Origin of the sequence: Streptomyces sp. CLV115, assembly GCF_038448545.1 — a bacterium.
Lineage (GTDB): Bacteria > Actinomycetota > Actinomycetes > Streptomycetales > Streptomycetaceae > Streptomyces > Streptomyces sanglieri.
This window is the reverse complement of sequence record NZ_JBCEWQ010000030.1, coordinates 18,209-40,535: the sequence shown is the minus strand read 5'-3', so window position 1 is coordinate 40,535 and position 22,327 is coordinate 18,209. Positions and strand designations below refer to the sequence as shown.

The 22,327-nt window shown below is 70.7% G+C and carries 24 protein-coding genes; 18 read left to right on the top strand and 6 right to left on the bottom strand.

Annotated elements, in window-relative coordinates; all coding sequences use genetic code 11:
- Nucleotides 1-30: 30 nt before the first annotated feature.
- The 5 genes from AADR41_RS13790 to AADR41_RS13770 all read left to right on the top strand — a co-directional run bounded on the left by AADR41_RS13790 (nucleotide 31) and on the right by AADR41_RS13770 (nucleotide 5,361).
- Complete coding sequence (locus tag AADR41_RS13790) at nucleotides 31-702, top strand: TetR/AcrR family transcriptional regulator (protein ID WP_342281660.1); 672 nt, start codon at nucleotides 31-33, stop codon at nucleotides 700-702.
- A gap of 251 nt (nucleotides 703-953) precedes the next feature.
- Nucleotides 954-2,165: an alpha/beta hydrolase gene (locus AADR41_RS13785; RefSeq protein ID WP_342281659.1), complete on the top strand. Its 1,212-nt coding sequence runs from the start codon at nucleotides 954-956 to the stop codon at nucleotides 2,163-2,165.
- Nucleotides 2,166-2,249: 84 nt separating this feature from the next.
- Nucleotides 2,250-3,218 (top strand): DUF4429 domain-containing protein, encoded by a 969-nt coding sequence (locus AADR41_RS13780; protein WP_342281658.1) that lies wholly within the window; start codon nucleotides 2,250-2,252, stop codon nucleotides 3,216-3,218.
- 569 nt (nucleotides 3,219-3,787) lie between these two features.
- Nucleotides 3,788-4,681: a sensor histidine kinase gene (locus AADR41_RS13775; RefSeq protein ID WP_446751032.1), complete on the top strand. Its 894-nt coding sequence runs from the start codon at nucleotides 3,788-3,790 to the stop codon at nucleotides 4,679-4,681.
- Complete coding sequence (locus AADR41_RS13770; RefSeq protein ID WP_266691029.1) at nucleotides 4,678-5,361, top strand: response regulator; 684 nt, start codon at nucleotides 4,678-4,680, stop codon at nucleotides 5,359-5,361. The genes AADR41_RS13775 and AADR41_RS13770 overlap by 4 nt, the downstream gene beginning before the upstream one ends.
- 49 nt (nucleotides 5,362-5,410) lie before the next feature.
- Here the strand turns inward: AADR41_RS13770 and AADR41_RS13765 are convergent, their stop codons facing one another.
- From AADR41_RS13765 to AADR41_RS13755, 3 genes are all read right to left on the bottom strand, one after another.
- The gene (locus tag AADR41_RS13765) at nucleotides 5,411-5,536 is read right to left on the bottom strand and encodes a hypothetical protein (RefSeq protein WP_342281656.1); all 126 of its coding nucleotides are present in this window, start codon (nucleotides 5,534-5,536) and stop codon (nucleotides 5,411-5,413) included.
- 146 nt (nucleotides 5,537-5,682) lie between these two features.
- Nucleotides 5,683-6,699 (bottom strand): aldo/keto reductase, encoded by a 1,017-nt coding sequence (locus AADR41_RS13760; RefSeq protein ID WP_342281655.1) that lies wholly within the window; start codon nucleotides 6,697-6,699, stop codon nucleotides 5,683-5,685.
- Nucleotides 6,699-7,160 carry a MerR family transcriptional regulator gene (locus AADR41_RS13755; RefSeq protein ID WP_342281654.1) on the bottom strand — a complete coding sequence of 154 codons (462 nt, stop codon included), beginning with the start codon at nucleotides 7,158-7,160 and terminating at the stop codon, nucleotides 6,699-6,701. The genes AADR41_RS13760 and AADR41_RS13755 overlap by 1 nt, the downstream gene beginning before the upstream one ends.
- A gap of 117 nt (nucleotides 7,161-7,277) precedes the next feature.
- On the opposite strand from AADR41_RS13755, the gene AADR41_RS13750 reads away from it, so the two are divergent.
- From AADR41_RS13750 to AADR41_RS13735, 4 genes are all read left to right on the top strand, one after another.
- Nucleotides 7,278-8,099, top strand: a complete 822-nt coding sequence (locus tag AADR41_RS13750) for a serine hydrolase domain-containing protein (RefSeq protein ID WP_342281653.1) — start codon at nucleotides 7,278-7,280, stop codon at nucleotides 8,097-8,099.
- Between the two features lie 275 nt (nucleotides 8,100-8,374).
- The gene (locus AADR41_RS13745) at nucleotides 8,375-8,935 is read left to right on the top strand and encodes a toll/interleukin-1 receptor domain-containing protein (protein WP_342281652.1); all 561 of its coding nucleotides are present in this window, start codon (nucleotides 8,375-8,377) and stop codon (nucleotides 8,933-8,935) included.
- Entirely contained in the window at nucleotides 8,932-10,359 is a 1,428-nt protein-coding gene (locus tag AADR41_RS13740; protein ID WP_342281687.1) for a TIR domain-containing protein, read from the top strand. The genes AADR41_RS13745 and AADR41_RS13740 overlap by 4 nt, the downstream gene beginning before the upstream one ends.
- A gap of 221 nt (nucleotides 10,360-10,580) precedes the next feature.
- On the top strand, nucleotides 10,581-12,425 hold the full coding sequence (locus AADR41_RS13735; RefSeq protein WP_342281686.1) for an SPFH domain-containing protein: 1,845 nt from the start codon (nucleotides 10,581-10,583) through the stop codon (nucleotides 12,423-12,425).
- A gap of 30 nt (nucleotides 12,426-12,455) precedes the next feature.
- Here the strand turns inward: AADR41_RS13735 and AADR41_RS13730 are convergent, their stop codons facing one another.
- Entirely contained in the window at nucleotides 12,456-12,890 is a 435-nt protein-coding gene (locus AADR41_RS13730) for an ATP-binding protein (RefSeq protein ID WP_342281651.1), read from the bottom strand.
- 85 nt (nucleotides 12,891-12,975) lie between these two features.
- On the opposite strand from AADR41_RS13730, the gene AADR41_RS13725 reads away from it, so the two are divergent.
- From AADR41_RS13725 to AADR41_RS13715, 3 genes are all read left to right on the top strand, one after another.
- Complete coding sequence (locus AADR41_RS13725) at nucleotides 12,976-13,824, top strand: helix-turn-helix domain-containing protein (RefSeq protein ID WP_342281650.1); 849 nt, start codon at nucleotides 12,976-12,978, stop codon at nucleotides 13,822-13,824.
- The gene (locus AADR41_RS13720) at nucleotides 13,784-14,050 is read left to right on the top strand and encodes a DUF397 domain-containing protein (RefSeq protein WP_342281649.1); all 267 of its coding nucleotides are present in this window, start codon (nucleotides 13,784-13,786) and stop codon (nucleotides 14,048-14,050) included. The genes AADR41_RS13725 and AADR41_RS13720 overlap by 41 nt, the downstream gene beginning before the upstream one ends.
- A 108-nt stretch (nucleotides 14,051-14,158) precedes the next feature.
- Nucleotides 14,159-14,749, top strand: a complete 591-nt coding sequence (locus AADR41_RS13715; RefSeq protein ID WP_342281648.1) for a GNAT family N-acetyltransferase — start codon at nucleotides 14,159-14,161, stop codon at nucleotides 14,747-14,749.
- A 27-nt stretch (nucleotides 14,750-14,776) separates the two neighbouring features.
- On the opposite strand, the gene AADR41_RS13710 is transcribed toward AADR41_RS13715, so the two are convergent.
- Nucleotides 14,777-15,442, bottom strand: a complete 666-nt coding sequence (locus tag AADR41_RS13710; protein ID WP_342281647.1) for a pirin family protein — start codon at nucleotides 15,440-15,442, stop codon at nucleotides 14,777-14,779.
- 128 nt (nucleotides 15,443-15,570) lie between these two features.
- On the opposite strand from AADR41_RS13710, the gene AADR41_RS13705 reads away from it, so the two are divergent.
- The 5 genes from AADR41_RS13705 (at nucleotide 15,571) to fabF (ending at nucleotide 20,440) form a co-directional block, all read left to right on the top strand.
- Nucleotides 15,571-16,770 carry a PucR family transcriptional regulator gene (locus AADR41_RS13705; RefSeq protein WP_342281646.1) on the top strand — a complete coding sequence of 400 codons (1,200 nt, stop codon included), beginning with the start codon at nucleotides 15,571-15,573 and terminating at the stop codon, nucleotides 16,768-16,770.
- An 89-nt stretch (nucleotides 16,771-16,859) separates the two neighbouring features.
- Nucleotides 16,860-17,774, top strand: a complete 915-nt coding sequence (locus AADR41_RS13700; protein ID WP_342281645.1) for an ACP S-malonyltransferase — start codon at nucleotides 16,860-16,862, stop codon at nucleotides 17,772-17,774.
- A gap of 13 nt (nucleotides 17,775-17,787) precedes the next feature.
- Nucleotides 17,788-18,789: a ketoacyl-ACP synthase III gene (locus AADR41_RS13695; protein ID WP_342281644.1), complete on the top strand. Its 1,002-nt coding sequence runs from the start codon at nucleotides 17,788-17,790 to the stop codon at nucleotides 18,787-18,789.
- Between the two features lie 63 nt (nucleotides 18,790-18,852).
- Complete coding sequence (locus tag AADR41_RS13690) at nucleotides 18,853-19,101, top strand: acyl carrier protein (protein ID WP_093542924.1); 249 nt, start codon at nucleotides 18,853-18,855, stop codon at nucleotides 19,099-19,101.
- Nucleotides 19,102-19,177: 76 nt separating this feature from the next.
- Nucleotides 19,178-20,440, top strand: coding sequence for a beta-ketoacyl-ACP synthase II (gene fabF, locus AADR41_RS13685; protein WP_342281643.1), 1,263 nt, complete (start codon nucleotides 19,178-19,180; stop codon nucleotides 20,438-20,440).
- Nucleotides 20,441-20,568: 128 nt separating this feature from the next.
- Here fabF and AADR41_RS13680 read toward each other — a convergent pair whose 3' ends face one another.
- Nucleotides 20,569-21,063, bottom strand: a complete 495-nt coding sequence (locus tag AADR41_RS13680) for a DUF3145 domain-containing protein (RefSeq protein ID WP_124717843.1) — start codon at nucleotides 21,061-21,063, stop codon at nucleotides 20,569-20,571.
- 350 nt (nucleotides 21,064-21,413) lie between these two features.
- Here AADR41_RS13680 and AADR41_RS13675 point away from each other — a divergent pair, with 350 nt between their 5' ends.
- Nucleotides 21,414-22,322 (top strand): SGNH/GDSL hydrolase family protein, encoded by a 909-nt coding sequence (locus AADR41_RS13675; RefSeq protein ID WP_342281642.1) that lies wholly within the window; start codon nucleotides 21,414-21,416, stop codon nucleotides 22,320-22,322.
- The last annotated feature ends 5 nt before the right edge of the window (nucleotides 22,323-22,327 follow it).

Below are 22,327 nucleotides of genomic sequence, written 5' to 3'. Positions count from 1 at the left end.
GGACAAAGCAGGAGAAAGAAGGCCGGTTAAGTGACCGATGAGCAGCGGGCCGCGTATCCGACCGGACTGCGCGAACGGAAGAAGCGACGCACCCGGGACGCCCTGCTGCACGCCGCCCTCGATCTTTTCATCACCCAGGGGTACGAGAAGACCACCGTCGACGAGATCGTCGAGGTGGCGGAGGTCTCCCAGCGCACCTTCTTCCGCTACTTCGCCGGCAAGGAGGAGGCCGCCCTCGCCATCCAGGAGATGGTGGAGTCGAGTTTCCTCTCGGAGCTGCGCCGGCGCCCCGCCGAGGAGGCCCCGTTCGAGGCGCTGCGCGGCGCGTTCCTGTGCGCCTGGAACAGCATCGGCGAGACGATCGAGGAACTCGTCACGGTCGAACTCCACATGCGTACCTACCGGATGATCGAATCGACTCCCTCACTGCTCGCCGCCCATCTGCGGCGGTGCGCGGACCTGGAGGACGAGATCGCGCTGCTGATCGCCGGCCGCGAGGGGCTCGACGTGGACGAGGACCCGCGGCCGAGGGTCCTCGTGGCGGCGTTCTTCGGGGTGATGCGGGTGACCGGTCAGCTCTGGGGGCGCGGCCGGGAGTCCGGCGTGGACGCACTGCGCGCCCTGACCGAGGCGTACCTGGACCAGCTCGGACCGGCGCTGGCCGGCAACTGGCGTACGGAATCCGGCGCGACGGCCGGGTAGCGGCGCGGGGCCGGGCAACACCCGTGCCCGCCCTGCCCGGTGTGCCGTACGCCTCAGCGGTTCGGCATGACCGACTTCACAACAGCCGCGCCCCGGTGGCCTGATGTGATCTCCGGGAGGCGCTCCGCGCGCCTGAGCGTGCGTATGACAACCACACAGCGTGAAAAGCGCGGCGCCGAATTCCCCGCAGCGGAGTGATGTGCGTCACCCTCTCCACGGCTGTCGTCGCGCGTCTCCTAATGTGGGCCGCAGTGACTTCCTTCGACTCCTCTCCCACGCTCACCGCATGGCGCGCGCTGCTCGCCGTCGCGGTCGTGTTCGTGATGCTGGCGACCACTGGCTGGACCGCCGTACGTCACCAACGCTCCGACGAGCCACGCACCGTCGCACTCGCCGCCTGGGCCCGGGGCCGGGTGGCGGGTCATGCGCTGCCGGACGCCGACGCGCCGCCGTACCGGCTGGCCCACTTCTTCGCCACGCTCACGGCCGCGCAGCGCGCCGGGCTGGCGGACAAGTACCCCTTGGTCGTGGGCAATCTGAACGGCGCACCGGTGACTCTGCGCTACCGCGCCAACCGGCGGGCCGTGGGGCAGGCGCGCAAGGTCGAGCAGCGGCGCATGCACGATGTGCGGCTCTCGCCCGAGGGCCGCGCCGAGGCGGTCCGCCGGATGCACCGTTTCGATTCGATGCTGGCCCGCGGCCGCCACTTCCTGGCCTTCGACCCGTCCGGGAAGGGCCGCGCCGCAGAGGTGTTCGGCAGTCTCGACCGGGCCGAGCGGATCTCCGTGATCGTCCCCGGCGTCGACACCAACCTGCTGACGCTGGAACGGCCCGAGCCCAAGGTGAACGCCGCCCCGGTCGGCATGGCGAAGTCGCTGTACGCGGCGGAGCGCGCCGCGCGCCCCGGCACTCGTACCGCCGTCATCGCCTGGGCCGACTACACCACGCCCGCCGGGATCGGCATGGACGCGGCGCTGGGCAACCTCGCCGAGCGCGGGGCGGTGCGGCTGAAGGCCCTGGTGGCGGCGCTGCCCGGCACCGCCCCCGTCTCGTTGTTCTGCCACAGCTACGGCTCGGTGCTGTGCGGGGTCGCCGCACATGAACTGCCCGCCAGGGTCGGCGACATCGCGGTGGCCGGCAGCCCCGGCATGCGGGTGGAGAACGCCGCGCAGCTGCGGACCGGGGCCAGGGTGTGGGCGACGCGCGATCGCGACGACTGGATCGAGGACGTACCGAACCTGGAGTTCGGCGGCCTCGGTCACGGGGCGGACCCGGTCGACCCCGGCTTCGGCGCGCGGATCGTCTCGGCGGGCGACGCGGTCGGGCACAGTGGCTACTTCGAGCCGGGGACCGAGAGCCTCGGCAACTTCGCCGCCATCGGCACGGGCTCCTACGAATCGGTGAGCTGCGCGCCCGCCGACGGCTCCTGCCGTGAACGAATCACCGGAGGCCGGGCCGTCTGACGGGTACAGGGCCCTGGCGGGCCATCGATCACAGCGTGCGCCGAGGGGGGACGTGTGGGGCAAGTGCCGCATACCATGAGGCACATGGGTGATGTGCTGGCCGGAATTCATGCCACCTGGGAGTTCGACACCGACTCCGTGCTCATCCGCTTCGAACGGGGGATCCGCACGCCGAGGCTCTTCCAGAGCCTGCGGGAACGACGCATCCCGCACGCGGCGCTGTCGTCGGTGTCGCTGACCCCGGGCAAGCGGGGCACGGTGGTCCTGCGTGCCGTGCCGCGACCGGGTGCCGATCCGCTGGTCGAGGCCGCCGCGGGGCAGCTGAAGGACGGCTGTGATCCGTACCGGCTGGTGCTCCCCGCCGAGCGCGAGACGCTGGCCGAGTACTACGCGGACGAGCTGCGCGCCCGGCTCGGCCCCGACGCGACGGAACCCGCCGACCGGTTCCTGGTCGCGGCGCCCGAGGCACCGATGCACTTCAAGGCGTACGACGGCCGGGCCGGCTTCGACGGGCACCGGGTCTCCTTCCGCTGGTTCTGGACGGGCGCCTCCACGGCGAAGTGGAAGGCCGGCGACCAGACGTTCCCGGTGACGGAGCTGAGCGGTGTCGAGTGGCGCTCGCCGGAGGCCTTCGAGGGCTATCTGCGGCTGGTGCCGAGGGGCCTGGAGGCCGCGGTCCCGGGACCGGTCGCGGGCGAGGGGCCCGCCCGGAGCAGTGGTCCGGGCCTGGTCGCGGAGCCGGGCGCGGCGCACGGCCCGCAGCCGGTCGCGGCCGGCCCCACCCGGGCCGATCAGGACCCGGCCGCGGTGGTCTTCGGGCTCGGCTACGGCCCGGTCCACGAGTCGCTGCCGTTCGCCGCGGCCGTGCTGGAATCGGTGCGCAGGAACCATTCAGCTGCTGCCGTGCCCGCCGCCGTCCTGGCGAGCGCCGGACGGCGCGACCCGGCGGACATCGCGGAGCGGATCCGGCACCTCGGGGAGCTGCACCAGGCCGGTCTGGTGACGGACGACGAGTTCAGCGCCAAGAAGGCCCAGCTGCTCGCCGAGCTGTGAGCCCCGTGGCGGCCGCGGCGACCGGCGGGTAGTACCCCCGTACGAGAGGCCCGGCGGCGAACCGGAACCCTGGTATGACGCCACCGCGCCGGTCCGCTGCTTAGGCTGCTGCGGCCATGACGACCACCCCGCCGTACGTTCCGCCCGAGGCGCCGCCGCGCCCGCCGCCCGCCGCCGACGGGCTGGTGAGCGCCGCCCGCCGCAATCTGCGCGAGATCGCCCACGGCCTCGCCCACCCGTCGCATCCCCCGGTCCCGCCGCTGGCGAACGCGTCCAAACGGTGGCGGCGGCTGCTGCCGTACATCGCCGTCCTCGTCCTCGCGGCGATCTTCGTTCCGGTCACGCTCAATGTGCTGACCAACGAATACGGCATGGCCGAGGGGCTGGCGGGCCTGCTGGCCGTCGCCCAGACGGCGCCGCTGCTGATGCTGGCGCACCGCCCGTTGCAGGCGTGGTGGATCATCTTCCCCGCCGACATCGTGGGGGCGCTGGTACTGCTGCGGTACCCGGAACCGCTGATGGCCGTCTGGCCGTGGCCGCCGCCGACACTGATCGCCCACTTCTTCGTGATGCTGGCGGTGGCCCTGCGTGAGACCCGGCGGACCGCGGTCTCCGTCTGGGCGCTGACCGCCGTGGCGAGCCTGGTCCTGCACCTGGGCGGCACGGACCGCAGCAACGGCACCGCGGGACTGCTTCCGGCGCTCGGCGCGGTGTTCATGGTGATCGGTGCGGTGATACGGGAACGGGGCGTCGCGCAGCGCCAGCTCGCCGAGCAGGAGACCATCAGCGAGGCCGAGCGGGCGCAGCGCACGCTGCTGGAGGAGCGCACCAGGATCGCCCGTGAGCTGCACGACGTGGTCGCGCACCACATGTCCGTGATCACGGTCCAGGCCGACTCCGCGCCGTACCGGATCAGCGGGCTGCCCGAGGAGGCGCACGAGGAGTTCGCCGCGATCGCGGCGAGCGCCCGGGAGTCGCTGACGGAGATGCGGCGGCTGCTGACGCTGCTGCGCAGTGACGGCACGGAGGGTGAGCGGGCACCGCAGCCGGGGCTCGACCGGGTGCAGCAGCTGGTGGAGGCGACGGTGCGGGCGGGGCTGCCGGCCGAGCTGTCGCTGTCGGCCCGGCTGCCGGACGTGCCGCAGGCGGTGGACGTGTCGGCGTACCGGATCGTGCAGGAGGCACTGGCCAATGTGATCCGGCACGCGCCCGGGGCGAGGACCCGGATATCGGTCACCTCCGACGGCACCCATCTGACCGTCCTGGTGGTCAACGACCGGGCACAGCAGCCCGATTCGCCGCTGGAGGCGACCGGCACGGGGCACGGACTGGTCGGTATGCGGGAGCGCGTACGGTTGACCGGCGGCACGCTCGACACCGGACCGCTGCCCGGCGGCGGCTTCCGGGTGGCGGCGCGGCTGCCCCTCGATCCTGCTACGCCCCCGGCCCCGGAGGACTCTTGACCATTCGCGTGATCATCGTCGACGACCAGGCCATGGTGCGGGCGGGCTTCGCGGCGCTGCTCTCGGCGCAGAGCGACATCGATGTGGTCGGTGAGGCACCGGACGGGCGCCAGGGCGTCGAGGTCGGCCGCAGCACCCGTCCGGACGTGGTGCTGATGGATGTCCGGATGCCGGAGATGGACGGCCTGGCGGCGGCCCGCGAGCTGCTGAACCCGCCGGTGGGGGTGGTGCACCGGCCGAAGGTCCTGATGCTCACCACGTTCGACGTGGACGACTACGTGTACGAGGCGCTGCGCGCCGGGGCGTCCGGCTTCCTGCTGAAGGACGCGCCGCCGGCCGACCTGATCTCGGCGGTGCGGGTGGTCGCGGCGGGCGAGGCGCTGCTCGCGCCGTCCGTGACGCGCCGTCTGATAGCGGACTTCGCCCGGCAGGGCCCGACCGGGGCCACCCGGAGCGGCCAGTCGCTGCGGCTGAACGGGCTGACTCCGCGCGAGACGGAGGTGCTGGAGCTGATCGCGCGGGGCCTGTCCAACCAGGAGATCGCGGGGAAGCTGGTACTGGCCGAACAGACCGTGAAGACGCACATCGGCCGGGTCCTGGCCAAGCTGGACCTGCGGGACCGGGCGCAGGCGGTGATCTTCGCGTACGAGGCGGGGGTGGTGGTGCCGGGCGAGGGGTGACGTCGTTCCTTCGTCCGCCGCTGCCCCTCGGTATTCGTTCCCTCTTCGGCTACTTGTCGAAGAGGAACATGGTGTTGTTGTCGTCCAGATATTTGATGTCGATCTCGCAGCCCTTCCGGAGCCTCGACGAGTGGAAGGCGGAAACGGTGTCCCTGCCTTCCACCTCCTTGGTCAAGCCTCCGAATACGGCAATGGAAGCAATTGCAGCAAACAGCATGAGTGCACCCCTCGCATGAACGCGCCCTGCCACAGGCCGGTGCCATCATTCGCCACGGCACCGAGACCCGGGGCCACGGGGTGCGGTGGCCACGGGCGGCCGGACTACTCGCGCGCCGCGGACGTCGAGCTCATGTCCGGGTAGCGGTCCCCCGCCACCAGTCCCGCGATCGGCTCCAGCTGTGCCAGCTCCCCGTCGGTCAGGACGAGCCGGGTGGCGGCCACGTTCTCCAGGAGGCGGCTGCTCCTGCGGGTGCCCGGGATCGGCACCACGGTCAGCCCGTGCACCTGGGCCCGCTGCTGCACCCAGGCGAGCGCCACCTGCGCGGCCGACGCCCCGTGCGCCGCCGCGATCTTGTGGACGGGCTCCAGCAGGGCGGCGTTCGTCTTCGCGTTCTCGCCGGTGAAGCGGGGCTGGGACTTACGGAAGTCGCCCTCCGACAGCTCCTTGCCCGCGTCCGTGAACGCCCCGGTCAGGAACCCCCGGCCGAGCGGCGAGTACGGCACGAGAGTCACCCCGAGCTCGACGGCGGCCGGTACGGCGCTGCGCTCGACGTCCCGGCTGAAGAGCGACCACTCCGACTGGAGGGCGGTGATGGGGTGCACCGCGTGTGCCTCGCGCAGCTCCGCGCCGGTCACCTCGCTCAGCCCGAGCTGCTTGACCTTGCCCTGCCGGACCAGCTCGGCCATCGCGCCGACCGACTCGGCCAGCGGGACGGCCGGGTCGCGGCGGTGCATGTAGTAGAGGTCGATGACATCGGTGTTCAGCCGGCGCAGGCTGTCCTCGACGGCCTTGCGGATGTACGCGGGGTCGTTGCGCACGCCCCGGTAGTGCGGGTCGTCGTCCCTGCGCTCTATGGCGAACTTCGTGGCGAGGGTGATCTCGTCCCGGTGCGCCCCGACGAACGGGGCGAGGAAGGTCTCGTTGGCGCCGCTGCCGTAGATGTCGGCGGTGTCGAAGAGGGTGACGCCGGCCGCCAGCGCCGTCTCCAGCGTCTCGCGGGCGGCAGGTTCGTCGGTGTCGCCGTAGAACTCGCTCATGCCCATGCAGCCGAGTCCCTGCACGCCGACCTGCGGGCCGCCGTCGCCGAGCTCCACGGTGGTGATCTTGTCGTCAGTCATCAGGCACTGGGCCTCTCCGGCGCCCGTCGGGCGCCCGCATAGAAGTCGATCTTGTAGTCGAGCACGGCCAGGGTGTCCTGGAGCTCCGCGATCCGCGTGATCACATCGCGGCGGGTCGCCTCCAGCAGCTCCTGCCGCTCCTCGAAGGTGTGCTCGCCCTCGCGCAGCAGCTCCGCGTACCGGACCATGTCGGCGACCGGCATCCCGGTCAGTCGCAGCTTGCCGACGAAGGCCAGCCAGTCCAGATCGCGGTTGGTGAAGCGGCGCTGGCCGGTGTGGGACCGGTCGACGTGCGGCATCAGCCCGATCCGCTCGTACCAGCGCAGGGTGTGCGCGGTGAGCCCGGTCAGGGCCGCGACCTCACTGATGGTGTACCGGTCCTGACCCTCGGGGCGCAAAGGCGCCTGCGGGGCCGCGGCGCAGGCGTCCACCTTCGCCGAAGTGCTCTCCGTCACCGTCATGCCCTCCACGCTAGAACCTTGGAGTGCACTCTAAGCAAGCGCGATCGGGGACGGGTCCTGGCGGACCACCGGCCACCGCCTCTCCGCCGCTCAACGGCGCCCCTTAGGCTCGTACGCATGCAGAGCCTGGCGATGATCGACAACTGGCCCGTCCCCACCGCGGCGGCTGCCGTCGTACGAGCGGACGGCACCGTTCTCGGTACGCACGGCCCGACCGCGCACCGTTTCCCGCTCGCCTCCGTCACCAAGCCGATCGCGGCCTACGCGGCGCTGGTGGCGTACGAGGAGGGCGCGGTCGAGCTCGACGAGCCGGCCGGGCCGGAGGGCTCCACCGTGCGGCACCTGCTCGCGCACACCAGCGGGCTCGCCTTCGACGAGCACCGGACGACGGCCGCGCCCGGCACCCGCCGGCTCTACTCCAACGCGGGCTTCGAGGTGCTCGGCGACCACATCGCCAAGGCCGCCGACATCCCGTTCCCCGAGTACGTGCGCCAGGCCGTGCTGGAACCCCTCGGGATGACGGCGACCACGCTCGACGGCTCGCCCGCCAAGGACGGCGTCTCGACCGTCGAGGACCTCGTCCGGTTCGCGGCGGAGGTGCAGGCGCCCCGTCTGCTCGATCCGCGCACGGTGCTGGCCGCGCAGACCGTCGTACACCCCGGCCTGAAGGGCGTGCTGCCGGGCTACGGACACCAGAACCCCAACGACTGGGGCCTCGGCTTCGAGATCCGGGACTCCAAGTCCCCGCACTGGACGGGAAGTTCCTCCTCCCCCGCGACCTTCGGGCACTTCGGGCAGTCGGGGACGTTCCTGTGGATCGACCCGGTCGCGGGCGCGGCGTGCGTCGCGCTGACCGACCGCCCCTTCGGCCCGTGGGCCGTCGAGGCGTGGCCCCCGTTCACGGACGCGGTGCTCGCGGAGCTGCGTACCGCCCGCTGACGCGGGGCGCCGTCGCCGCCCGGCGTTCCGGCTCGGACCGGCTCGCCCCCGCGACTCGGGTCAAGACGATCAGCACGCTCGTCGTCACCCGCGAGGGTGACCCGCGGTACGTGTCCGAGCGCACGGTCGACCCGCTGCTTTCCTGAGCGGCAGGGCAGGCCCACCGTCTCATTGGCGATCACCGGGGAAATCCACCCGCCCACAATGCGCCAAGAATTGCGGGTGACCGGCCGACCGGCTGCGGACCCCATGGATCCGCCGTTAGCCTTTTCGGCATGGGTCTTGAGGAGTGGGGGCTGGTGGTGGGCGTGATCGGCACGGTCGCCGCGGTGGTCTCGACCGGCATCGAGGTACGTGGCCGAATGTCCCGCAGACGGTCCCCCGCCCCTGCCTCACCTCCCGTGAATCAGGTGAATCAGGGCGGAAGATACGACGTATTCATTTCCTACGCCGAAGCGGACAGCGGAGCGGCGGAAACACTGGCCGGCCGGCTTTCCGCCGAGGGGCTGCGCGTCTTTCTGGCCAAGTGGATCGGCCCCGGCCTTGTGGAAAGTCTGGAGAAGGAAGCGGCTCTGGGCTCCTCGGCCAACGGAATCCTCGTCTTCAGCACCGCGACCATGAACGACGCCGCGATCCGCGACGAGTACGCCGCCCTGCTCGACCGTGTGCACACCGGCGGCCGACGGCTCGTCCCCGTGCTGGTGGAGGACGTGGAGTTGCCGCCCTTCGCCCGCATCCGCAGGCCGGTGGATCTGCGGGCCCCGGGCAGCGCCCCGTTCGACGACGGCCTCGCCATGCTGGTGCGGGCCTTACGGTCCCGGAGCGATGCCACCTGATCGACGTATTCCTCTCCTACGCCCACGAGGACGCCGCATGGGTGAGAAGGCTGGCCGGCGGCCTCCGTCTGCGTGGGCTGACAGTCTTCTTCGACGAATGGGACGTGCTCCCCGGAGACGTGGTCGTGCACCGCACCGACGCGGCGATCAGCGACACGGCGTGCGCCGTCGTGGTCATCAGCCCCGCTTCGGCGACGTCACCGCGGGCACTTGAGGAGTACGCCGCCCTGGCCACGGCCGGAGCCACGCGGAACCTGCGGTTCATTCCCGTACTGATCGGCGACACCACCCTTCCGCCCTTCGCCGCCAACCGGGTCTGGCGCGACTTCAGGAACGTGGACGAGCGGGAATACGAAGGCAAGGTCGAGGAACTCCTCGCCGTCGTTCTGGGCGAGACGGCACGCGAGGTGCCGGGTGGCTCCGGTACGCCGCTGCGGGAGGAGAACCTGGCGGCGGCACTGCCGTCGCCGCCCCGCCCTCTCACCTCGCCGGACCAGCACGCCTTCGTGCTCTGTTACGCGGCGGCCGACGCGGCCTACGGTCTGGCGCTCGCCGACCAGTTGAGAACCGCCGGGCTGCCCGTCTGGTCGGCCGCCGATCTCCGGCCCGGGGATTCCCAGTTCTGGACGATCCGGCGGCAACTGGCCTCTGCCGCGGCGGTCGTCGTGCTGATGTCGCCGCACTCCCAGGATTCCGACGACATCACCAGCATGATCCTCGAAGGAATGCTGCACCAGCGCCCGTTCTTCCCCGTCCTGCTGGAAGGGCAACGCAACTACCACCTGGCGCACACCTGGTACGTCGACGCACGCGACGGCCGGCTGCTGGCCCCGGCCGAACTCGACCTGCTGCGGGACCTGGACGCCGGCCGGCCGGATGTCTCCTCCCCGGTGTTCCCGGCCCCGCTCACCCGCCCGGCGGTGGGGACGGTACGAGTCCCGCCGGCCGCTTCCCTCGAACGCCTGGACACCTACCTGCGCGATGGGGAGTTCGCACACGCCGACCTCCAGACCACCGCCGTCGTCCTGGAGGCGGCGGGCCGGCTCGACGAGGGCTGGGTGGGCGCGCGGCACGCACGCACGATTCCCTCCCCGGTGCTGGCCGGCATCGACGCGGTGTGGGCGGACCATTCGCACGGGAGGCAGGGATTCCGCACCCAGGCGGCCTCCGCCCCGGTGCGCCGTGCGCGGCACGCGGACTTCCTCGCGCTGTCGGTGGCCTGCGGCTGGCGGAGTTCCGCGGAGACCGCCGTGCCGCGGCGCTACCGCGAATTCACCGACCTGGCAGGACCCGGCCCCCGCAGCGGGTTCTATCCCACCCTGCGCAATCCGCAGAACGAGCTCTTCCTCGACTGGTACGACCAGTGGACCGCCACGGTCCTGGCCGTCCAGCTGCATCCCTGGAACGGAAGGAACAGCAGATGAATCTGATTGTTTTCCTGATCGGGTTCGGTGTGGCCGTGCACTTCGAAACGCCTGCGGGATACGTACTGGTAGGCATTTACGGAGTCGTCATACTTTCCCGCCGCGTTGCACGGAAGCAGCGCATGCGCGAGGAGCAGGGAGAGAACTGGAGAAACAGCGGATGCGCGGAATCAGGCCTCATCCTGATCCTGCTTTCACTGACCGGTGAGAAGTTGTCGAAGGTGGATTCCTTGGTTATTTTCCTGGTCATCCTGGCCGTGGTGCTGGTGATTGCCGCTCTCGGCGCGTGGAGCGGCTACCGCACCGTCCCCGCCGATCATGTCGGAATCGTGCGCCGGGTCCTGGGCTCCAGCCATCCGGAATTCCGGCACATCACACCGCACGAAACCCGCGGAACCCTTGCGCGCATTCTGCTGCCGGACCGTTCCAGTTGGCTCATGCCCATGCTCTACGAGGTCGAGTACGTACCGCGGACGCGGGTGGCCGAGGACAAGATCGGCCTGGTCACGGCCAGGGCGGGGAAGACGCGGCCGGCCAACCGCGCCGTGGCCATGTCCGTGGAGTGCGACAACTTCCAGGACGGCCAGGCCTTTCTGCTGAACGGCGGGGAGCAGGGCAAGCAGGTCGACACACTGGCCCACGGCCAGACCTACGACATCAATACGAAACTCTTCAAGGTCAAACAGGTGGACCGCGTCCACGTCCCCCCGGGAACGATCGGCCTGGTGAACGCGAAGGCGGGCGGGCTCCGGCCGCCCGGCAGTCTCTTCGGCCCGCACGTGGAGTGCGAGAACTTCCAGAACGGCGGCCGGTTCCTCGCCGACGGCGGTGAACAGGGGCGGCAGTTGGCCATTCTGCAAGGAGGCGCCTACTACAACATCAATCCGGCACTGTTCGAGGTCGTCACCGTCAAGAATCTCCGGAAGAAGGACGGGGAACTGACGGCCCAGCACCTGCAGGAGATCTCCATTCCCATCGGCTACACCGGAGTGGTGATCACGCTCGACGGCGCGGAGCCTGAGTCGTCCGATCAGCTCGGGCCGCGTATTCCCGGGCATCAGGGCTTTCAACTGCCGTGGGTGTTCCTGCGGAACGGTGGACACCGGGGCGTGCAGGAGGAAACCCTCCGCGAGGGCACGGTCTGCGCGCTCAATCCGTACTTCGTCCGTGTCGTGCTGATCCCGACGCGTCTGCTCATTCTGGAGTGGAACGACAAGACCCCGGCGGAGTCCCGGAACTACGACGCGCATCTGGACCGGATCGCGGTCACCGTCCAGGGCCACCGGCTGCTCGTGGAAATGAGCCAGACACTGCAGATTCCGCCGGCATCCGCGCCCATCCTGGTCAGCAAGAACGGCGGCAGCCAGACGACGGGCCTCGGCGGCCTCGACCCGGACCCGCTCCCCGTCCAGCGGTTCGTGGAACGGGTGCTGGGCGCCATCGTCGCCTCGTACTTCAACGAGATCGCCGCCGCGGCCACCGTAAGGGAATTCCTGGAGGCGTACGCGGAGACCCGGACCGACCTGGCCTCCCAGGTGCGCAACGCGCTGCAGGAATGGGGCGTGGAGGTCCGGAACACCACTCTCGGAGAGTTCAGGGCCGAGGACCCCATGCTCAACGAGATCCTCAAGAGGCCGGCCCACGAGCAGATGCGCAGCGAACTGCTCGACCTGGAACTGGCCAACGCGGAACGCGAGGACGCCATCGATGTGGTGCGGGTACAGGCCGAGAGCCGACGCATGGCCATGGAGCTCAAGGCCCGCATCGACGTACTGGGGCTGAACAACGTCATGGTGCTGGAGATGCTCACGGAGATCACCAAGGCACCTGTTCCGCAGTTCATCGGAGGCGGCGACCTCTCCGCCTACCTGGAGACGCAGCCGATCGCGCGGCTGGAAGAGCTGCTGGACAAGATGCGGAGCCTGAACGGGAACGACGCAGTCACCGGTGACGCCAGGCCGTCGCTGACCAAGGGGGACGCCCAGGTGGACCTCCCGCCCCAGGCGGACGCCCGGGACCTCCCGGCCCAGGCAGACGTCCGGGACACCCCGGGGGACGCCGGGTAGGGCGCGCGGTGCCGCTCGCCACGAGCGGGATCACCGGTCGGCCGCCTTCGTGGCCAGGCACTCGAACCACACCGTCTTGCCGCGCCCGTCCGGGCGCGGCTCGACGCCCCACCGGTCGGTGACGGCGTCGACCAGCACCAACCCGCGCCCGCCGTCGTCGAGTTCGTCCCCCACGACCATCCTCGGCACGTCGGGGCAGGCATCCGCGACCTCGACGCGCACCCCGCCGGCCGCGAGCAGGAAGATGAACGTCTGACAGCGGCGACCGGGCACATGCCGCACCACGTTCGCGATCAGCTCGGTCAGCGCCAGCTCCGCCGCGTCGGCCACGTCCAGGAGTCCCCAGCCCTTGAGGTAGAGGCGCAGGATGCGGCGCAGATGCCGGGCGGAGTGCTCGCCCATCGCGAAGTCGGCGTGATAGGTCGGCTCCGCGCCGACCGGCGGCGAGGCAGTTACGTGATTCATGTCACCAGGTTGCAGTGGTTTGACTACGCTCGGCTACGTACGGAAACGAACGCCGCGAGGCGTTGAACGCCGGAGGTGCCCCGCCGTGGCCAACATCCATGCGCTCGATCCGAGCGCTTCTCCACTGGACTACTACGGCTGGGAGTTACGTCGCCAGAGAGAAGCGGCCTGCCTCAAGCAGGGGCAGCTCGGCGAGATCATCTTCTGCACCGGTTCTCTGATCGGCCAGATCGAGACCACGAAGAAGCTCCCCACGCGCGACTTCTCCGAACGCGTGGACGCGGCACTCGGCACGGGCGGGATGTTCTCGCGGCTGATCGGCCTCGTTCTGCGCAGCCAACTGCCCGCCTGGTTCCAGCCGTACGCCGACATGGAGGCCAAGGCCACCTACATCTCCACGTATCAGGCGCAGGTGGTGTACGGGCTGCTGCAGACGGAGGAGTACGCGCGGGCTGTGCTGGCCACCGGCATGCCGGACGACCTGGAGAACCAGGTGGCGGCCCGAATGGAGCGCCAGCGCATCCTGGAGCGGGAGCACCCCCCGCTCCTCTGGGTCGTTCTCGATGAGGCCTTGCTGCACCGGCCGATCGGCGGCCGAGACGTCATGCGGAGGCAACTGCTCCGCTTGTTGGAGTTCGCTGACCACCGCTGGATGCGCATTCAGGTGCTGCCCTTCGCGGCCGGTGAACATGCCAGTCTGGACGGCTCGTTCACAACGATGCGCTTCGACAGTGACCCTGACATCGTCTACACGGAGGACATCGTCTCCGGCCATATGACCGCCAGCCCTGACACTGTCAAGGAAGCCGCGCTCCGTTACGCTCATTTGCAGGCCACGGCCCTCTCCGTCGAGGAGTCCGCGGCGCTGATCACCCGCGTGATGGAGGAGTGTTATGGAGACCGGCCACGACCTGAAGAACGCGCGGTGGCGTAAGTCCAGTTACAGCGGAAACACCGGCGGCGACTGCGTCGAGTGCACCGTCACCGGCAACGCCGCATGGCGTAAGTCCAGTTACAGCGGCAGCACCGGCGGCGAATGCGTCGAGGTGGTCGACGGCCTCCCCTGTGCCGTCCCCGTGCGCGACAGCAAGAACCCTGACGGCCCCGTCCTGGTCGTCGGCGCGGATGCCTGGCGGGCGTTCGTGGGCGGGCTCGTCTGACGTCACCTCGCAAAGCCGGTACGGCGAAGGGGGTTCGGGGCGACCGACAGTCGTCCCGAGCCCCCGTCGCAGCATCGGACGGCCCGACACCCGCTACTCTCCTCGGCCATGGCAGACATAGTCCGCGCCACCGCCGCCGATGTTCCCGCGCTCGCCGCCGTGCTCGCCAGTGCCTACGCCGAGGATCCCGTCTGGTCCTGGCTGATGCCGCGCGAACGGGACCGGCGCCTGCGGCTGCTGTTCACCGCGCATCTGGCCCAGCAGGTCCCGGCCGGCCGGGTTTGGACCGATCCGGAGCGCACCGTCACCGCGGTGTGGGCGGAGCCCGGGAAGTGGAAGCTGCCGACGAGTTACCTGCTGCGCAACGCGGGGCCGCTCGTACGCGCGACGAGGGCCCAACTCCCGCGTACCGCAGCCCGGTTGTTCGCCATGGAGCACCGCCACCCGGCCGGGCCCGAGCACTGGTACGTGGAGTACATCGGCACCCGTGCGGACGCGCGCGGCACGGGGCGCGGGGCGCGGGTGCTCGGCGGGCTGCTGGAGCGGGCGGACGCGGACGGGCGGCCGGTCTTCCTGGAGTCCAGCAACCGCCGCAACCTCACCTTCTACCAGCGGCACGGCTTCACCGTGCACGAGGAGATGACGTTCCGGTCCGGGCCGCCGATGTGGTCGATGTGGCGCCGGGACGACGGCCGGTAGTCCGGGCCGGCGGTCCGAAGCGGCAGTTCAGGCCGACAGTTCCCAGATCAGCACCTCGGCCGCTCCCTCCGCCACCAGCTCCAGCCCAGCCTCGCCGGTGATCCGTGCCGAGTCGCCCGGCTCCAGCTCCTCGCCCCGCTCGTCGCCGATCCGTACGCCCCCGGCCACCACATGGACGTACACCCGTGCCGCGTCCGGCACCGCCGCCCGCTCCCCCGCGTCCAGCCGGCGTACATGCAGCGTCGCGCCGGCCGCCGGGACGGCGTACGGGGTGGAGTCGGCGAGGCCGGGGACAATCGTGTACGAGGGGTCGCCGCCCGGTTCGAGCGGGGTCAGCCACATCTGGATGAACGTCAGCGGGGTGTCGCCGTCGTTGCGTTCGACGTGCCGGACGCCGGAGGCGGCGCCGAGGTGCTGGAGGTCACCGGCGCGTACGACCGTGGCGTGACCGGCGGAGTCCCGGTGGGTCAGCTCGCCCTCGACCACCCAGGTGACGATCTCCGTATGGCTGTGCGGGTGTTCCTCGAAGCCCGCACCGCTCTCCAGCCGCTCCGAGTTGCAGGCCATGAGCGCGCCGAAGCGCAGATTGTCCGGGTCGTAGAAGCTGCCGAAGGAGAAGGCGTGCCGGGTCAGGATGCCGGCGTCCTGGTCCCCGCCCGTGAAGCGGTCCTCGGCGCGGTGTACGGAAATCACCCGCCCACGGTAGCCGGGCCGGCGTGCGGCCGTACCTCCCGCCCGATCCCCCGGCGGCTACCCGCCGGTACGACCCGCGGTCGCCCCGGCCCTCCGTGCCCGTCGCCCGATAAGGCAATCTTGTCTCCGTGTCCCGACCCGATCCTGAGCAGCCCGCTGCGAACGACGCCCACCTGCATGCCGCGACCCTGAAACGGCTGGAGCAGTCCTCCGGCCGGCTCGCCGCGAACGCGATCGCCCGCATGGACGAGTCACTTCCGTGGTACCGGGCGATGCCACCGGAGAACCGGTCCTGGATCGGGCTGGTGGCCCAGGCCGGTATCGCGGCGTTCACCGAGTGGTTCCGCCATCCGGAGACCCCGCAGGCCATCTCCACCGATGTCTTCGGCACGGCTCCGCGCGAGCTGACCCGGGCGATCACCCTGCGGCAGACCGTCGAGATGGTGCGCACCACGATCGAGGTCATGGAGGCCGCGATCGAGGAGGTCGCCGCACCCGGCGACGAGTCGGTGCTGCGCGAGGCGCTGCTGGTCTACGCCCGGGAGATCGCCTTCGCGACCGCCCAGGTGTACGCGCAGGCCGCCGAGGCGCGCGGCGCCTGGGACGCCCGGCTGGAGTCCCTCGTGGTCAACGCGGTGCTGTCCGGGGAGGCCGACGAGGGCGCCGTGTCGCGCGCCGCGGCGCTCGGCTGGAACTCCCCCGAACACGTCTGCGTGGTGCTCGGTACGGCCCCGGACGGCGACAGCGAGCTGACCGTGGAGGCGATCCGGCGGGCCGCCCGGCACGCCAAGCTCCAGGTCCTGACCGGGGTCCTCGGCAACCGCCTGGTCGTCATCGCGGGCGGCAGCGACAACCCGCTGCACGTCGCGAAGGCGCTGATCGGCCCGTACGCGGCGGGCCCCGTCGTCGCCGGCCCCGTGGTGCCCGACCTGCTGGCGGCCACCCGGTCCGCGCAGGCCGCCGCCGCCGGTCTGAAGGCGTGCGGTGCCTGGCAGGACGCCCCCAGGCCGGTGCTCGCCGACGATCTGCTGCCGGAGCGCGCGATGGCGGGCGACCCCGCCGCGCGGGACCAATTGGTGGAGGAGATCTACAGACCGCTGGAGGAGGCGGGCTCCGCGCTCCTGGAAACACTGAGTGTCTATCTGGAGCAGGCGAGCAGCCTGGAGGGCGCGGCAAGAATGCTCTTCGTCCACCCGAACACCGTGCGCTACCGGCTCCGACGTGTGACAGACGTCACCGGATGGTCACCGTCCGATGTCCGCTCGGCGTTCACGCTGCGGATCGCCCTGATTCTGGGGCGCTTGGCCGCGAGAGATCCTCAGTCCTAGACTTTTGTCGGACATCAACAATTCCCCATACGGTTCTTCGTCCCTGTCCCCACGGGTGTTCGGGACCGTTCACAAGAGAGAGTGTGAGGGTGCTCGTACTCGTCGCTCCCGGCCAAGGCGCTCAGACGCCCGGCTTCCTGACTCCCTGGCTCGATCTCCCCGGTGCCACCGACCGCATCGCGGCGTGGTCCGACGCCATCGGGCTCGACCTCGTCCACTACGGCACCAAGGCCGACGCGGACGAGATCCGTGACACCTCGGTGGCGCAGCCGCTGCTGGTGGCCGCCGGTCTGCTCTCCGCCGCCGCGCTGGACGCGTCGCCGGACGTCGTCGCAGGTCACAGCGTTGGCGAGATCACCGCTGCGGCCTTCGCCGGAGTCATCGGCGACGAGGCCGCGCTGCGTCTCGTACGGACCCGCGGGCTCGCCATGGCCGAGGCCGCCGCGGTCACCGAGACCGGTATGGCCGCCCTGCTGGGCGGCGACCCGGACGTGTCGGTCGCGCACCTGGAGAAGCTCGGGCTGACCCCGGCGAACGTCAACGGGGCGGGCCAGATCGTCGCCGCGGGCACCGCCGCGCAGATCGCCGCGCTGCTTGAGGACATGCCCGAGGGCGTGCGCCGCGTGGTGCCCCTCAAGGTCGCCGGAGCCTTCCACACGAGCCACATGGCCCCCGCCGTCGATCGGCTGCGCGAGGCCGCCGCGGAGCTGAAGCCCGCCGCCCCGGCCGTGACATATGTCTCGAACGCCGACGGGAAGGCCGTCGCCACGGGCGACGAGGTCCTGTCCCGGCTGGTCGGCCAGGTGGCCAACCCGGTCCGCTGGGACCTGTGCATGGAGACCTTCAAGGAGCTGGGCGTCACCGCTCTCATCGAGGCATGCCCCGGCGGAACCCTCACGGGCCTCGCCAAGCGCGCGCTGCCCGGTGTGAAGACGCTCGCGCTCAAGACCCCCGACGACCTCGACGCGGCTCGCGCACTCGTCTCCGAGCACGCCGGCGCCTAAGGAGCCCGAGAGAATGTCGAAGATCAAGCCCAGCCAGGGCGCCCCGTACGCACGGATCATGGGTGTCGGCGGCTACCGCCCGACCCGTGTCGTGCCCAACGAGGTGATCCTGGAGACGATCGACTCGTCCGACGAGTGGATCCGTTCGCGCTCCGGCATCGCCACCCGCCACTGGGCCTCCGAGGAGGAGACCGTGGCCGCGATGTCCGTCGAGGCTTCCGGCAAGGCCATCGCGGACGCCGGCATCACGCCCGAGCAGATCGGCGCCGTGATCGTCTCCACCGTCTCGCACTTCAAGCAGACCCCGGCCATCGCGACCGAGATCGCCCACAAGGTCGGCGCGGGCAGGCCCGCCGCCTTCGACATCTCGGCCGGCTGCGCGGGCTTCGGCTACGGTCTGACCCTCGCCAAGGGCATGGTCGTCGAGGGTTCCGCGGAGTACGTGCTGGTCATCGGCGTGGAGCGGCTCAGCGACCTCACCGACAAGGAGGACCGCGCGACGGCCTTCCTGTTCGGTGACGGCGCCGGTGCGGTCGTCGTCGGCCCCTCCAAGGTGCCGGCCATAGGCCCCACCGTGTGGGGCTCCGAGGGCGACAAGTCCGAGACCATCAAGCAGACCGTGGCGTGGGACGAGTTCCACGCCGAGCGTCCGGAGAAGTTCCCGGCCATCACCCAGGAGGGCCAGGCGGTGTTCCGCTGGGCCGTCTTCGAGATGGCGAAGGTCGCCCAGCAGGCGCTGGACGCGGCCGGGATCTCCCCGGAAGACCTGGACGTCTTCATTCCGCACCAGGCCAACATGCGGATCATCGACTCGATGGTGAAGACCCTGAAGCTGCCGGAGAACGTCACCGTCGCCCGCGACGTGGAGACCACCGGCAACACCTCCGCCGCCTCGATCCCGCTCGCTATGGAGCGGCTCCTGGCGACCGGTCAGGCGAAGAGCGGCGACACCGCGCTCGTCATCGGCTTCGGGGCGGGTCTCGTCTACGCCGCGACGGTCGTTACCCTCCCCTAGGCACACCGGGCCATTTCGGCCCGCACGCCCCAACCTGCAGATAAACACCGAAGGAGCGCCAACATGGCCGCCACTCAGGAAGAGATCGTCAAGGGTCTCGCCGAGATCGTCAACGAGATCGCCGGTATCCCGGTCGAGGACGTCCAGCTGGACAAGTCCTTCACCGACGACCTGGACGTCGACTCGCTGTCCATGGTCGAGGTCGTCGTCGCCGCCGAGGAGCGCTTCGACGTCAAGATCCCCGACGAGGACGTCAAGAACCTCAAGACGGTCGGCGACGCTGCCGACTACATCCTCAAGCACCAGGCCTGATCGGCCGGCTCCTGTGTCGCCACCCGGCGGTGGCGCCGCTGATTCACGACCCTCTACACGTGGAGAAGATTTTCCAGTGAACTCGACCAATCGCACCGTGGTCGTCACCGGTATCGGCGCAACCACTCCGCTGGGTGGCGACTCGGCGTCGACCTGGGAAGGTCTGATGGCCGGTCGTTCCGGCGTCAAGCCTCTCGAGGGCGAACGTTTCGCCGAACTGCCCGTCCGGATCGCCGCCCTCGCGGCCGTCGACCCGGGCGACGTCCTGCCCCGCCCGCTCGCCCGCAAGCTGGACCGCTCGGCGCAGTTCGCGCTGATCGCGGCCCGTGAGGCCTGGGCGGACGCCGGTTTCACCGGCAAGGCCGGCGAGGACGAGAAGATCCAGCCCGACCGGCTGGGTTCGGTCATCGCCTCCGGCATCGGCGGCGTGATCACCCTGCTCGACCAGTACGACGTGCTGAAGGAGAAGGGCGTACGCCGCGTCTCCCCGCACACCGTGCCGATGCTCATGCCCAACGGCCCGGCGGCCAACGTCGGCCTGGAGGTCAACGCCCAGGCCGGCGTGCACACCCCGGTCTCCGCCTGCGCCTCGGGCGCCGAGGCGATCGGGTACGCCGTCGAGATGATCCGCACCGGCCGTGCCGATGTGGTCCTCGCCGGTGGCACCGAGGCGGCGATCCACCCGCTGCCGATCGCCGCGTTCGCCAACATGATGGCGATGTCCAAGAACAACGAGGAGCCCCAGAAGGCGTCGCGCCCCTACGACACCGGCCGGGACGGCTTCGTGCTCGGCGAGGGTGCCGGGGTCGTCGTCCTGGAGTCCGCGGCGCACGCCGCGAAGCGTGGCGCCAAGGTCTACTGCGAGGTGCTGGGCCAGGGTCTGTCCGCGGACGCCCACCACATCGCGCAGCCCGAGCCGACCGGGCGCGGCATCGCCGCCGCGATGCAGAACCTGCTGGACCAGACGGACCTCAAGCCGTCCGAGGTCGTTCACCTGAACGCGCACGCCACCTCGACGCCGCAGGGCGACGTCGCGGAGCTGAAGGCGCTGCGCAAGATCCTGGGCGACGACCTGGACCATGTCGCGATCTCCGCGACGAAGTCGATGACCGGTCACCTCCTCGGTGGCGCCGGCGGCATCGAGACCGTCGCGACGGTCCTGGCGCTGCACCACCGGATGGCCCCTCCGACGATCAACGTCGAGCACCTCGACGAGGCCGTGGAGGCGGACATCGTGCGTGACGAGCCGCGTCCGCTGCCGGAGGGTTCGATCGCCGCGATCAACAACTCGTTCGGGTTCGGCGGGCACAACGTGGTCCTGGCGTTCCGCAGCGTCTGACCTGCGGTCCGCAGCCCCGGTACGGCGATGCCGCCTTCCCCGCAGGGGGAGGCGGCATCGTACGTTGCGCGGGGTGCTCCCGGGGCTCCGCCCCGGCCCCCGCGCCTCACACGCCGGCGAGACCGGAACTACACCACCTGGTGGAGCCACCGCACCGGTGCGCCCTCGCCCGCGTGGCGGAAGGACTCCAGCTCGTCGTCCCAGGGCTTGCCGAGCAGCTTGGCGATCTCGGCCTCCAGATCGCTCTCGCCCCGCGCGGAGCGGGCCAGCGCGGCCCGCAGCCGGTCCTCGGGCACCAGGATGTCGCCGTGCATGCCGGTGACGGCGTGGAAGATGCCGAGGCCGGGCGTGGAGCTGTAGCGCTCGCCCTCCGACGTGGGGCTCGGCTCCGCCGTCACCTCGAAGCGCAGCAGGTCCCAGCCCCGCAGCGCGGAGGCGAGCTTGGACGCCGTGCCGGGCCGGGCCTGCCAGGAGAACTCGGCACGCCAGGTGCCGGGCGCGGCGGGTTGTCTGATCCAGTCGAGCTGGACCCGTACACCGAGGACGCCCCCCATCGCCCATTCGACATGGGGGCAGAGCGCGCGCGGTGCGGAGTGAACGTACAGAACTCCACGTGTCGTCACCGGGACCTCCAGTGTGGGACGAAGTTCGCCTTTCCCAGCGGCCTCGCGCCCGTACCGTCTCTTCTCGGCCGGATCCCGAGGTTGTCATCAGTAAACAGCATCGGGGTGAAGCTCCTGAAAAGGGACAGTATGTGACGTGATGTGATTTCCGGAAAGCCACCCGAGTGGAGCCGGGCGGGGGAACGCGCCGCTGGTTCGACGAGGAAAAGCTACCGCGCTGCGGGGGCCCAGGTGTGACGTACGGTCGGTCCCGGGCCCATCATTCGCTCAGCTTTCACCCGCCGGGGCGTCCGGGCCTTCCGACCGGTGCCACCAGGGGTTGCCGGGGGCACAACCGAGGGGACCAAGCGATGCAGGATCGTTCCGCCCGCCGCCGTTCGCGCACCGCGGCCGCCGTCCTGGCGGCAGTCTCGTTGCTCGGTACGGCCGCCCTGACCGGCTGCGACTCCGGCCGGGAGGGGACGACGAAGGGGGCGGCCGCGCAGCCGTCCGCCAGGCCGGGGCCGGTCTGGGACCGCGAGCCGGGTTCGGTGGCCGCCGTCGGCGACTCCATCACCCGCGGCTTCGACGCCTGTTCGGTGCTGGCGGACTGCCCGGAGGTCTCCTGGGCGACCGGCACCGACACGGAGGTGCGCAGCCTGGCCGTGCGGCTGCTCGGTGCGTCGGGGGCCTCCTCGCGCAGCTGGAACCACGCGGAGACGGGGGCCAGGATCGCGCAGTTGCCGGAGCAGATGGCGGCGGCGGCGAAGGAGAAACCCGATCTGGTGACGGTGATGATCGGCGCCAACGACGCCTGCCGGGACTCCGCCCGGTACATGACTCCGGTGGCCGATTTTCGCGCCTCCTTCGAGGCTTCGATGCGTCAGCTGCGGGCCACGGCGCCCAAGGCGCAGGTGTACGTGTCGAGCGTGCCGGATCTCAAGCGGCTCTGGTCGACGGGGCGCGGGAACGCGCTCGGCAAGCAGATCTGGAAGCTGGGGATCTGCCGGTCGATGCTGGCCGACGCGGACGACATGGGCGCGCCCGCGACGGCCCGGCGCGCATCGGTGCAGGACCGGGTCGTGGCGTACAACACGGTGCTCCGGGAGGTCTGCGCGAAGGATCTGCGCTGCCGTTACGACGGCGGGGCGGTCTTCGACTTCCCGTTCACCGGCGAGCAGCTCAGCCGGTGGGACTGGTTCCATCCCGGGCGCGACGGGCAGGCCAGGCTGGCGGAGATCGCCTACCGCAATGTCACCGCGGCCCGGCCCCCCGCGTAGGCTCC

What these genes read in the sequence shown, in the direction of transcription:
- AADR41_RS13695 (WP_342281644.1), top strand. Translation starts at nt 17,788, where the DNA reads ATGTCGAAGATCAAGCCCAGCCAGGGCGCCCCGTACGCACGGATCATG.
- AADR41_RS13720 (WP_342281649.1), top strand. Translation starts at nt 13,784, where the DNA reads ATGGAGACCGGCCACGACCTGAAGAACGCGCGGTGGCGTAAGTCCAGT.
- AADR41_RS13760 (WP_342281655.1), bottom strand. Translation starts at nt 6,699, where the DNA reads ATGACTGACGACAAGATCACCACCGTGGAGCTCGGCGACGGCGGCCCG.
- AADR41_RS13715 (WP_342281648.1), top strand. Translation starts at nt 14,159, where the DNA reads ATGGCAGACATAGTCCGCGCCACCGCCGCCGATGTTCCCGCGCTCGCC.
- AADR41_RS13780 (WP_342281658.1), top strand. Translation starts at nt 2,250, where the DNA reads ATGGGTGATGTGCTGGCCGGAATTCATGCCACCTGGGAGTTCGACACC.
- AADR41_RS13730 (WP_342281651.1), bottom strand. Translation starts at nt 12,890, where the DNA reads ATGAATCACGTAACTGCCTCGCCGCCGGTCGGCGCGGAGCCGACCTAT.
- AADR41_RS13690 (WP_093542924.1), top strand. Translation starts at nt 18,853, where the DNA reads ATGGCCGCCACTCAGGAAGAGATCGTCAAGGGTCTCGCCGAGATCGTC.
- AADR41_RS13775 (WP_446751032.1), top strand. Translation starts at nt 3,788, where the DNA reads ATGCTGGCGGTGGCCCTGCGTGAGACCCGGCGGACCGCGGTCTCCGTC.
- AADR41_RS13745 (WP_342281652.1), top strand. Translation starts at nt 8,375, where the DNA reads ATGGGTCTTGAGGAGTGGGGGCTGGTGGTGGGCGTGATCGGCACGGTC.
- AADR41_RS13755 (WP_342281654.1), bottom strand. Translation starts at nt 7,160, where the DNA reads ATGACGGTGACGGAGAGCACTTCGGCGAAGGTGGACGCCTGCGCCGCG.
- AADR41_RS13750 (WP_342281653.1), top strand. Translation starts at nt 7,278, where the DNA reads ATGCAGAGCCTGGCGATGATCGACAACTGGCCCGTCCCCACCGCGGCG.
- AADR41_RS13675 (WP_342281642.1), top strand. Translation starts at nt 21,414, where the DNA reads ATGCAGGATCGTTCCGCCCGCCGCCGTTCGCGCACCGCGGCCGCCGTC.